Consider the following 11842-nt stretch of genomic DNA (forward strand, 5'->3'; position numbering starts at 1 on the left):
GCCCAGGCTCTCGTCCCGCATGGGATCATGGTGGTCACGGCGACGGTCTATGACATGGTCGCCGAATCAGATTTCCCCGATGACACGCTCGTCGCGCTCGAGAGCGGTGGCTTTGATGCTGTGATGGTCTATTCGAGGCGAACGGCGGAGATTTTTTGCACGCTGGTGGGCCAAAAGCTCAGCGCGGCAAAAAAGCGCGATCTGGCGCTGTTCTGCCTCTCCGAAAATGTCGCGCAACCGTTGCTCGGCAATCATTTTACCCGTGTGCATCTGGCCGACCGGCCGGATGAAGAAGCGATGATGTCCCTGGCGCTGGCTTTTGCCCGCGAGCAATCTGGGTCATGATCGGGCAAGGCAGAAGGAAGGCACATGGCTGATCCCAAGGATACCGCAGGCGCCGCGACCCCACAAAGCCCCGCCGCCAAGTCCGGCGCGGTGAAGCCACCTGTGCTGGAAGGTACGGCGCGACCGGCCGAATCGGTCAAGCCGAGCCCGGCGCCAAAGCCCGGGCCTGCGCCCAAACCTGAACCCACAAAGAGCGCGGAGCCGACAAGGCCCGAATCAAAGCCGATCACGCCGCCGCCGGTTTCGTCGGCCGAATCAGGGGCAGGAACGGCCTGGCTCGCCGGTCTTGTCGGCGGTGTCGTTGGTCTTGGGGCTGCCTATGGGCTGGCGCTGCTGGGCTATTGGCCCGCGGTTGCCCCGGCGCCGCAGCCGGCCGATCCGCGCATTGCCACCATTTCAACGGCTGTGCCGGAACTCGAAACCGTCACCTCGACGCTTCAGGACGAGTTGGCGCGGCTGACGGCGCGTGTTGCCGGGCTCGAAACCAATCCTGGGGCCGCCGCGCCTACAGGCGATTCGACGCCATCGGCTCAGGTTGCGGGTGACCTTGCAGCGCTCAGCGCCCGGGTTGATGAACTGACCGCGGCGCCGCAGGCTGCAAGCGAGACAACGGCGCAAAATGCTGCCGCCATTGCCGCGCTCGAAACCGAGATTGCCGCCCTGCGTCAGGCGTCGGCACAGGCGCAGACGGATCTTGATGGTGTTTCCGCCAAGGTCGCGACGCTTGAAACCGATGTTTCCGAGGGTGCGGCGGTCGAAGCGGGTCAGGTGCGTTTGCCGCTGATCGTCTCCGGCTTCGAAACGGCCTTTGCCACCGGCGCGGCCTATGACGCCGAAGTGGCGGCGCTGCGCCAGGCGCTTCCCAGCCTCGCCGTGCCTGAAGCGGTGCTTGCCAATGCCATGACCGGCCTCAAGCGGCCGGATCTGATTGCGCGCGATTTCAACGCCGTGCTGCCCGATATTCTGGCGGGCCGGCCGGTTGGAGCAGATGCGGGCTGGCAGGAAGCCACATCCGACTGGTTCCGCGGCATCATCGCCCTGCGCCCCACCGAAGCGGTAGAGGGCGATGGGCCCGAGGCCATTGTGGCTCGGCTCGAAGGCGCCGTCGGGCGCGGTGATTTTATCGCGGCCAAGACCGAGCTCGATGCTTTGCCGCCGTCCATGCGCACCGCCACGGGCCCCGTTGCCGGTGAAATCGCCAATCAGGCTGCGGCGCAGTCCTTCCTCGCCTCGCTTCGGCAGGCGGCGCTGACGGGAGGGAGTGGCGCATGATCCGTCTTGCCCTCTGGATCGTCGGCTCCCTCGTCGTTGCGGCGCTCGCCGCCTGGCTGATGGCCTTGCCGGGCACGCTGACGCTTGAACTGGCGGGCTATCGCATGCAGCCGCGGCTCGGTACGGCCGTGGTGCTGCTGCTGCTCCTGGCTGCGCTCATCATTCTCGTCTGGACCGTGTTGCGCCGCATTTTCGGGGCGCCCCGCGCCATGGCGCGTCGTCGTGCCCTGCGCCGCCGTGCTCAAGGCGTCGAGGCACTCTCCGATGCTGTCATTGCCCTCCAGTCGGGCGACCCGGCACGGGCGCGGCTTCTGGCCCGCGAGGCGCAGGCGCGCCTGCCTGAAAACAGCGCGGCAAAGCTGCTCGAAGCGCGGGCCGATCTGGCGGTGGGCGATATGCCTGCGGCGCGCGAGCATTACCGGGCGCTGATCGCCAGCGACAAGACGGCGCTGGCTGCCCTGACGGGTCTTTACGATCAGGCCCGGACCCAGCAGCGGCCGGAAGCGGCGCTGACCTTTGCGCGTAAGGCGCTGAGCCTTGCGCCGGACAGCTCGTGGGCGGCGGAAGCCGTGTTCGACGATCTGGTGCAGCGTGGCCACTGGGCCGAGGCGGTGGCCATGGTCAATGCCGAAGTACCGCCGGGCCGCGAGGGCCGCGCCAGAAAACGCCGCCGCCAGGCTGTCATCGAAACGGCGCGCGCCCGTGAAGCGGAAACCAGCCAGCCGCTGGCGGCGCTCGAACATGCGCTCACGGCCCTGAAACTGCTGCCCGATTTCGTGCCGGCAGCGCTGATTGCGGCACGCATCCACATCAACCAGGGCGAGAGCCGCAAGGCGATGAGCCTGCTGCGCCGCATCTGGCGGGCAACTGGCCATCCCGATATTGCCGCCCTTTATGGCCATGCCCAGCCAGGCGCCTCGGCGGTCGAACGCCTCAAACGCATGCGCGAAATCGTCGATATGCCGCCAGAACACCGGGCCGCTGCCATGGCCTTGGCGCGGACCGCCATCGACGCCTATGACTGGCCGCTGGCGCGCGATGTGCTGCTGCCCTATGCCGGGCCCGATCTCACCGAAGGCGTTGCCAGCCTCATGGCCGAAATCGAAGCGGGCGAGAGCGGCGACCAGGGCAAGGCGCGCGAATGGTTGGCGCGGGGTCTGCGGGCCGCGCGCGATCCGGCCTGGACCGCCGATGGGCTCGTCAGTGCCGAATGGGAACCGACTTCCCCGGTGACAGGCAAGCTCGATGCTTTCGAATGGAAAGTGCCGGTGACCAGCAATGCGCGGCCCCTGCCACTACCGGTGGCATCGAGCGAAGGGCCTGAGGATTTCCCCAAGCCTGCCCCGGTCTTGCCTCTTGCGCCCGCCGAAAACCAACAGTAAAAGACCGCAATCTGTTCGGGCCACGGCCCGGCCGGAGCCGCTTTAGCTCAGTTGGTAGAGCACATCATTCGTAATGATGGGGTCAGGTGTTCGAGTCACCTAAGCGGCACCACTTCCCCCACTACTTCCCGCTAGAGTTGTTCAGCCATTTCTGCGCGCGCGCTTTCATAAGCGTGTCGGGCTGAGGCGCGAATGCGCAGATGCGTGCCCTGCTTGACCGTCTGGGTGAAGAGCTGCTCGCGTTCCTGGCTCGTCGAAAGGAAGAACGGAAAGCGCTGGGCGACGCGGGTGCGGATGTTTTCGACCGGCGCGCCGAAAAGGGCGACCGGGAAATGGAGGCCCGGATAGGTCCGCACGTCGCTCATGATTTCGGAGCCGAAGACGCGCTTGTAGAATGGGCCATGCTCGGGCCGCACCAGAGCCAGACACAGATCGGCATTGAAGTGGACCGAGGCCATGGCAGCAACGCGCAGCGTCAGGAAGGGGAGGGCCGGATACGCCAGCGAGGCTTCGCGATCGGCCGTAAAACGGCTGGGATCGATGAAGGTTTTGCCGGCATCAACCATCGGGGTAAGGATATCGGGACACACCTTCATGCTGGGTGAGCGGCGATGCTCGGCCGTCAGGTGATGCAGGCGGATGGAACTGACCAGCTCGCCTTTGATATAGATGCCAAAACTCATGGCATTGGGCGTTTCATCGAGATCGTCGATGCAGATTTCTTCTGCATTGTGATCCATGAAACCCTCACGCACATAGGCGCGATAGCGCAGTTTATGGATGGGATCGTCGATGACGCTGGCATCGACCCGCGCGTAGCTTACATCGTCGAGGACATCGATGAGCGCCCCCGAAAAGCGCGAGGGCTCGCCGGCGCGGGCCGCAGCCGCGCTGTCCTTGTCGATCGCCATGCTGATTGGTCCGCCGCCTGAAATTGCCTCTGCGGTGGACGTTAACGATCTATTAACCCTGGCAAAAGTTTACATTCCGCGCATGGTTAATATGCTGGTTTTGACCGCATTAGGTCGAGGAGACGAGCCGTAGCGGGACGGTGTTTTGACGGTAAATCTGCTGTTCGAGCAGGCGCGAGATCGCGTCGAAACTCATCGGGGCGCCGTAGAGGAAACCCTGAATCAGATCGGCCCGGGTGTGGTTGGTGACGAAGTTGAGCTGAACCTCGGTTTCGACGCCCTCGATGGTGGTGGCGAGATCGAGGTCCTTGCCGATCTGCACCACATTGGCGAGCAGTTTGAGGGCGTGCTCGTCGGTTTCGATGCCGGTGAGGAAAGAGCGGTCGATCTTGAGCTTGGTGAAGGGCAGGGCGCTGAGATAGCTCAGCGATGAATAGCCGGTGCCAAAGTCGTCGAGCGCGATGCCGACACCCTGCTTGCACAATTTGAGGAGGGCGGCCGCGGCGGCGTCGCGCTCCTCGATAACCGTGGTTTCGGTGACTTCTATTTCGAGCCTTGCGGCTGGGAGACCGCTTTCCTCAAGCGCTCCGCCGACCATTTCGGCAACATCGGTCGCGCGGAAATCGTGCGCCGAAATATTGACCGCGACATGGGTGATGCCGGGCCAGGTGTGGCAATCGCTCGTTGCCCTGGCGAGCACGAAGCGCGTCAGGTCGGTGATCATGCCGGTTTCTTCGGCGATCGGAATGAAGGTTGCCGGCGAGATCGCGCCATAGGTTTCGTGATTCCAGCGCGCCAGCGCCTCGCAGCCCACGATGCGGTTTTCGCGCGGGTCGACGATGGGCTGATAGGCGAGGTGCAGTTTGCCCTCGGCAATGGCGGTCTTGAGGTCCGTCTTGAGCTGCTGGCGGAGCTGGTATTCGGTGTCCATGCGCGCATGGAACTGAATGAAGCGGTTCTTTCCGCCCGATTTGGCCGCGTTGAGCGCCAGATCGGCCTTGATCATCAACTGCTCGAAATCATTGTTGCGGTCGGAAGACGCAACGAGACCGACGCTCACATCGATGTCGAGACGACGATTGGGCAGTTGATAGGCCTGATGGAGGTTAGTGAGCAGGCGCTCGGCATCGGCCTCGATGCCTTCGGGACCTTCAGGGGAAGTGTAGAAAGCGATGAACTCGTCGCCGCCCAGGCGACCGACAATGGCATCTTGTGGCAGGACGCCGGGCAGGCGCCGGCCGAGTTCGTGCAGCAATTGATCGCCGGCAAGGTGGCCCAACGTGTCGTTGATATGCTTGAAATCGTCGATATCGATGATCAGCAGCGCCGCATGGCCGGAAGCGACTGTATCAAGCCGGGATTCGAGCGCCTTTTCCACCAATTCGGCGAAATGGGCGCGGTTGGGCAGGCCGGTCAGCGCGTCATAGCGCGCCATATAGCTGATACGCTCCTCGGCGGCGATGCGATCGGAAACGTCCTCGAACAACAATACCGATTTGGTATCGCGCGAAGAGATCGAGGCTTCAAAATAGTGCCCGCCCGCATTGGAGATCAGCACCTTGCCGCTCGATCGGGTCTCGACCAGCACCTCGATGCGGCGCGCGGCGGCCTGCGGCACGGCGCCGGTCGCCAGTGCATGTTCGAAGAGTTCGTAAAGCGGTCGCCCGATCCAGTCCGAGGGGTTTTCGATGCCGAAGGCCACAAGGGCCGTGTCATTGGCAACCTCGATCAGGTGGTTGCGGTCGAGCATGAGAAGGCCATGCGCCATGGTGTCGAGCGCGGCATCGAGCTGGCCGGCAAGGGCCGAGGCCTTGGTGCGACCATGCACGGCGCGCAGCAGCACGTTTCGCGCATTGCCCGCGATTTTGCGCAGCGACAGGAAAAAGGGCAGCAGCAGCAGGGTCAGCAGCGCATAATAGATATTGCCCACCAGCAGCAGCCCCAGGCAGAGGGGCACGGCGATGAGCAGGACCTGGATGGTCATCAGCTTGTCGATGGCGAAATTGCGCTGGGAGACGCCGACCAGCACCGAGACCGAAACGCTGGCGGCGGTCAGTTCGGCAAAGGCATCGTCGACGACCCAGAAGCTGACGAGGCACCAGACGCCATAGAGCAGCGCGATGGCGGCAGCGCCCAGGGTTGCCCGGCCTTCCCAATAGAGCGCTCCTTCGACGTCCTCATCGCCGAGCACCACATCGTCAAAGGCCTTCATGTCGAGATGACGCAGAGCGCCCACGACGATGAACAGAACGGCAAAGCAACCGAGTTCGGGAGATTTGGCTTCCAGCGCTGCCACGGCTGCGGCCAGCGCCGAGCCATAGGCGCCGAGCAACATCGACATCCGGTCGGCGTAAAGGGAGCGGATCATCGACACATAGTCGACTGGGGGCAGCAATTTATGGGCGGCTTGGAACATGCCGGTCCTGTTGAGGGTTCGGATCTCTTGGGGCGCGATCCGCTGCCCCCGACTCCGGTCGATGGCAGTTTGGTGTCGTTCGCCACGGTCGTGGCTTATGGCCGCCCATTCTTGGCATGGCCGTTTTGATTGTCGTTGAGTTCAACGCATATGCGGTTAAGAGCGTCTTGAATGTTGAGGCTAAGATGAACTTCGTCGCCGCTTTCCCGTTGCCAAGGTGAACCCTTGCTTAATGCGGTTCGCTCAAGCGCGTGGCGATTTCAAGGAAACGCACCCGCGCCGGCTTTTCGCGCATGTTCCAAAACCGCTAGCCGCTTTTGGGCACGCGCTTCAGAACGAGGAAACCACAATGGCAGACAAGCTCAAGCCCGAAGAAATCACCGCGGCGCGCAGCAAACTGACGGGCTGGACGCTGGCGGATGGGGACAAGCAGCTCAAGCGCTCCTTCAAGTTCAAGGACTTTTCGGAGGCCTTTGGTTTCATGAGCCGCGTGGCGCTGCTCGCCGACAAGGCGGAGCACCATCCCGACTGGTCCAATAGCTACAACAAGGTCGAGATCGTGCTGTCCACCCATGATGCGGGTGGGTTGACGCAAAAGGATGTCGATCTCGCCGAAAAGATCTCGGCGCTGATCTGATCGACAGGCTCAGTGGAAATTCCGGCCTTTGGGCATGGCGCCATAGGCGCGGCGGCGGGCCATTTCGATTTCACGAATGGCATTGCGGTCGCGGCTCTGGCTGCCCGGCGGGCCGGATTTGCCTTCATCGGCCCGGGCCACGACCTTGTCGCCAAAATCCTTGCCATGGGAAAGATCGAGCAGTTGCGGGGTGAGGTCGGTCATGTCCTCGGCGATGATGTGGATCACCAGACCCTCCTTCTGCAATTGACCGCGCACGGCGAGCATGCGGCTCGACAGCAGGGTTTTTCGCATGGCGTCATTCTCGAACAGTTTTGGCCAGACGACGATATTGGCGACCCCGGTCTCGTCTTCGAGGGTGACGAAAATGACCCCGCTCGCCGTGCCCGGCCGCTGTCGCACCAGCACAAGACCGGCTACTTCGATGCGGTGGCCAGGCGTCACCGTTCCCAGATTTTCCGCCCGTGTCGTGCCGCGCTGCATCAGCATGGGCCGCAGGAATTGCACGGGATGGCCTTTTAGCGACAGCGACAGGGTCGCATAATCGTGGATGACCTCTTCGCCCGGGGCCATGAGGGGCAGGCCGGCGGGTTCCTCGACCGGGGTTTCCTTGGGTGGCTCGATGGCAAAGAGCGGCAGGGTTTCGGCGCCGTGGGTGCCGATGAGGCCCTTCACCGCCCAAAGCGCTTCGCGGCGATTGAGCCCGAAATCGGAAAAGGCATCGGCGCGGGCGAGCTTTTCGAGGCTGGCGATGGGCACGCCCGTGCGCAGCCAAAGATCGCGAATGGACGTGTAGCGTCCCTTGGCGCGCACCTCGACGATCCGTTCGATGTCTTTTTTGGCAAGGCCTTCCACCTGGCGCAGCCCCAGCCGCAGGGCTTTGGTGGTCCAGATGTCCTTTGCCATGACCTGATGGCGCGGCCAGACGTGCTTCCTGGCATCCCAGCCATCCTGCTCAAGGCTGGAGTCATGGGCCGAAACGTTGATATCGGGCGGCCGGATCTCGACGCCATGCTCTGTCGCGTCGCGCACGAGCTGGCTCGGGGCATAAAAACCCATGGGCTGCGAGTTGAGCAGGGCACAGGCAAACACATCGGGATAATGGCATTTTAGCCAGCACGAGGCGTAGACGAGCAGGGCAAAGCTGGCGGCATGGCTTTCCGGAAAGCCATATTCGGCAAAGCCTTCGATCTGGGAGAAACAGCGCTCGGCAAATTCTTGGCTGTATTTCTTGCGTTCGTTGTTCATCATCCCGGTGATGAAACGTTCCTTGAAGATCTCGATCTTTCCGGTGCGGCGCCAGGCGGCCATGGCGCGGCGAAGCTGGTCCGCTTCGCCCGCCGTAAAGCCGGCGCCCTTGATCGCCATCTGCATCGCCTGCTCCTGAAACAGCGGAATGCCCAAAGTTTTCTTGAGCACCTGATCGAGCGGATCATCAGGATCAGCCGTCCAGGGCTCGATGCCTTCGCGCCGCTTTAGGTAGGGGTGGACCATGCCGCCCTGAATCGGGCCGGGCCGCACAATCGCGACTTCAATCACGAGATCATAAAAGACGCTGGGTTTCAGCCGCGGCAGCATGGACATCTGCGCCCGACTTTCGATCTGAAACACACCAATCGTGTCGGCGCGATGGGTCATCTCATAGACCGGTTTGGCGATTTCTGTGCCGTTTTCCTGGTCGCTAAACCCTTCGTTCTGCAATTCGGTCAGCGTTACCTCATGCTCGTAATGATCCCTCATCAGGTCAAAGGCGCGCCGCAGGCAGGTCAACATGCCGAGGGCCAGAATATCCACCTTCAGGATCTTGAGGGCGTCGATGTCGTCCTTGTTCCATTCGATGATGGTGCGGCTATCCATGGCCGACTTGCTGATCGGCACGAGGCTCTCAAGGCTGTCGCGGGTGATGACGAAGCCGCCGACATGCTGGCTGAGATGCCGCGGAAAACCGCGCAGCACTTTTACGATCTCGAACATCTGGGCCAGGACCGGGTCATCGGGGTTGAGCCCGATATTTTTCACGTTCTTGAGGTCCAGAGAGGAGCCCCAGCCCCAGTGGAGCTGGTTGAAGGCGGCAACGGTGTCGTCGGAAACGCCAAAGACCTTTGCCGTTTCCCGAATGGCGCTTTTGGAGCGGTAGGAGATGACATTGGCGGTCAGGCCCGTCCGTCGTCCGCCGTATTTCTGATAGACATATTGCATCACCTCCTCGCGCCGCTCGTGCTCGAAATCGACGTCGATATCGGGCGGTTCGTCGCGCTCGGTGGAGATGAAGCGGCCAAAGACCAGCGTGGCTTTACGAGGGTCGACCTCGGTGATTTCGAGGCAGTAGCAGACGGTCGAATTGGCAGCGGAACCGCGGCCCTGGCACAGGATGCCTTTTTCCTCGCGCGCAAATCGCACGATGTCCTGAACGGTCAGGAAGTAGGCGGCATAGCCCTTTTCGTCGATGAGCTTCAGTTCCGTGCGGATCTGTTCCTCGGAACCCGCCGGCAATCCTTCGGGAAAGCGCTTTTTGGCTCCAGCCCAGGTCAGCCGTTCCAGCGTCTCCTGCGCTGTCTCGCCATTGCCAATGGTTTCCTCGGGATAATTGTATTCGAGCTGGTTGAGCGCAAAATCGATCCGCCCGACGAACTTTTGGGTTTGCGCAATGGCGTCCGGATGCTCGGCAAAAAGCCCGGCCATTTCGCGCGGGCTCTTGAGATGCCGCTCGGCATTGGCGGTCAGGCGAAATCCGGCTTCCTCGAGCGTAACGTGTTCGCGGATGCAGGTGACGACATCGAGAAGCATGCTGCGGTCGGGCTCGTGATATTGGGCGTCATTGCTGGCGATCATGACGGCCTTGTGCCGCTTGGCCGTCGCCTCCACCCGGTTGAGCCTGGCGCGATCGAGACCATCGAAGCGTGGCGTGCCGGCAATCCAGGTCCGTCCGGGCGCCTGTCGGCTGAGGCGATCCAGTGTCTTTTCGGTGAGCGCCCAATCGCTTTCGTCCGGAAGGAGGATAAAAAGCTGGCCCTGCGAAAAATCTTCGCTTGGGCCCTGCTCGGTTTCGGAGGCCGGATTGGACGAGCCAAAGAGGTCGTCGAAAAAGAGCGTTGGATTGCCCTTCTCGCCGCGATGATTGCCAATGGTGAGCAGCTTGCAGAGCCGCCCATAGGAGACGCGATCGCTGGGATAGGCGACGATGTCGGGCGTGCCGTCGGCAAAAACCAGCCGCACGCCGACGAGATAGCGGAAATCGGGGCTGATTTCCTTGTTGTCCCGGGCCGTCACATAGCCGCGCACCACGCCGGCAAAGGTATTGCGATCGCAAAGCCCGAGCGCCGTCATGCCCAGATGCATGGCCGATGCCACCATTTCCTCGGGATGCGAGCCCGAGCGCAGGAAGGAAAAATTGCTGGTGGTGATAAGCTCGCTGTAAAACGGCGGCTCGATCTTGATGATTTCTTCGGGCGTGGTGGCGAGGGCGCTCATGGGAAGAATCCATGGAGGTACCAGATCGGCCTATTTCCCTCGCCATAAAGCCCCTGCCGAAACACCCAGAAGCGGCTGCCGTGCTGGTCCTCCACCACATAATAATCCCGCGTTCCGGCCGTGGGGCTGAACTCGGGCAGGTTGGGTTCATAGGGTTTCGGTTTTTTGGGATCTGGCTCCACCAGTTTGAGCTGTTCCTGCTTCCGCCACCATTCGGCGCTCAACCGCTCCGGTCCCTGGCCGCTGACCAGGCGATAGCTCTCGCGGCGCCAGACCATGGAAGCGGGGAGGCCATGGGGCACTTCGGCCAGGATGGCGACGACCTCGGGCATGGGCAGCAGTTTTACCGGGCGCTGCAGGGCAGGGGCTGCAATCGTAGTGCCGGTCTCGCCTGATTGCGTGGGCACCAATCTTGTGGCGCGCTCGGGCAGGCGGCTCGCCACCATTTCCGTGCGCAGAACCGCGAGAGGACCAAGCCGGCTGCTCAGCCGGTCGTTGAGTCTCGCGATATCTTCGGTGCCGTCTTCGACGGAAAAAGCGCCGGTTTGCAAAGCATCGAGCCGATCGAGGCTGCTGGCAGCAAGCCGCACCATGTCGATGCCGAAGCCGGGATCATATTCTGCTTCCAGCCGCTGCGCCCGATGGCGAAAAAGGTCGGCAATATGCTCGGGGTCGCGCGTCACGCGTCCGGCATTGAGCGACAGGGTCATCACCTTGTGGTCGACCCGATAGAGAAAGAGATGAAACGTCTGGCCGCCCAGCCCTTCGGCTTCGAGGGTTTTGCTCAGTTCCACCGCCAGGTCGTGCGTCGTGCGCAGCACATCGTCCATTAGGCTGATGGGATCGGCAAAGCGCCGTTCGGCAAGATAATCGACCAGGGGCAGGCGCGGCGTCATCCGCTCCTCGATCGCGCCAAAAGCCTGGTCGATCCGGATGAGGAGTTTTGCGTCAAACCGGGCCTGCAGCGGTTTTCGCGGAAAGACCCGCAATTGGCCCACGGTCTTCAACCCCATCTGGGCGAGGGTAAACAACTGGGCTTCCTCAAGCCGCAAGGCCGCGACGGGCAGAGTGTCGAGCAGAGCTGCAAAAGTGTCGTCTTCGACCACCTGGCTTTTGGCAAAATGGCTGACGGCCCAGGCGGCGCCGATGGTGGGGGCAATGGCGCCGGAAACGCGATAACCCAGTTTTCGCAGGCGGAAGATGAGCTCCCTCAGCATCTTCTTCTCGCCACCGAACAGATGGGGCACCCCGGTAATGTCGAGCACGAGATCGCCAAAGCGGCTCACATCGGTCATCACCGAGACGAGGGGACTGGCATTGGAGTGCCAATCGGCAAAGTCCTCGAAGGCAGCTTCGAGCATTGGGCGGTCGATCTCGCGCACAGTAAGAACCGGCCAGATGGCGCGGG

General features: G+C 62.4%; 8 protein-coding genes and 1 tRNA gene. 5 read left to right on the forward strand and 4 right to left on the reverse strand.

All coding sequences use genetic code 11. The features are described from left to right. The 4 genes from ABW043_RS21035 to ABW043_RS21050 all read left to right on the forward strand — a co-directional run. On the forward strand, nt 1–345 hold a 345-nt coding region (locus ABW043_RS21035), incomplete at its 5' end, for a uroporphyrinogen-III synthase (RefSeq protein WP_353923153.1). A gap of 24 nt (nt 346–369) precedes the next feature. Then, nucleotides 370–1617, forward strand: coding sequence for a COG4223 family protein (locus ABW043_RS21040; protein WP_353923154.1), 1248 nt, complete (start codon nt 370–372; stop codon nt 1615–1617). Continuing rightward, on the forward strand, nt 1614–2999 hold the full coding sequence (locus ABW043_RS21045; protein ID WP_353923155.1) for a heme biosynthesis protein HemY: 1386 nt from the start codon (nt 1614–1616) through the stop codon (nt 2997–2999). The genes ABW043_RS21040 and ABW043_RS21045 overlap by 4 nt, the downstream gene beginning before the upstream one ends. A 36-nt stretch (nt 3000–3035) precedes the next feature. Next, nucleotides 3036–3111, forward strand: a tRNA-Thr gene (locus ABW043_RS21050). A gap of 19 nt (nt 3112–3130) precedes the next feature. Here ABW043_RS21050 and ABW043_RS21055 read toward each other — a convergent pair. Then, nucleotides 3131–3910: an N-acyl amino acid synthase FeeM domain-containing protein gene (locus tag ABW043_RS21055; protein WP_353923156.1), complete on the reverse strand. Its 780-nt coding sequence runs from the start codon at nt 3908–3910 to the stop codon at nt 3131–3133. A 109-nt stretch (nt 3911–4019) separates the two neighbouring features. Continuing rightward, nucleotides 4020–6326, reverse strand: coding sequence for a putative bifunctional diguanylate cyclase/phosphodiesterase (locus ABW043_RS21060; protein WP_353923157.1), 2307 nt, complete (start codon nt 6324–6326; stop codon nt 4020–4022). A 349-nt stretch (nt 6327–6675) separates the two neighbouring features. On the opposite strand from ABW043_RS21060, the gene ABW043_RS21065 reads away from it, so the two are divergent. Then, nucleotides 6676–6963, forward strand: a complete 288-nt coding sequence (locus ABW043_RS21065) for a 4a-hydroxytetrahydrobiopterin dehydratase (protein ID WP_353923158.1) — start codon at nt 6676–6678, stop codon at nt 6961–6963. A 9-nt stretch (nt 6964–6972) separates the two neighbouring features. On the opposite strand, the gene ABW043_RS21070 is transcribed toward ABW043_RS21065, so the two are convergent. Beyond that, nucleotides 6973–10434 (reverse strand): error-prone DNA polymerase, encoded by a 3462-nt coding sequence (locus ABW043_RS21070; protein ID WP_353923159.1) that lies wholly within the window; start codon nt 10432–10434, stop codon nt 6973–6975. Further along, the coding region (locus tag ABW043_RS21075) for a Y-family DNA polymerase (RefSeq protein WP_353923160.1) at nt 10431–11842 on the reverse strand (1412 nt) is incomplete at its 5' end. The genes ABW043_RS21070 and ABW043_RS21075, both read right to left, overlap by 4 nt.

It is taken from the genome of Devosia sp., assembly GCF_040509215.1.
In the GTDB taxonomy this organism is placed as follows: domain Bacteria; phylum Pseudomonadota; class Alphaproteobacteria; order Rhizobiales; family Devosiaceae; genus Devosia.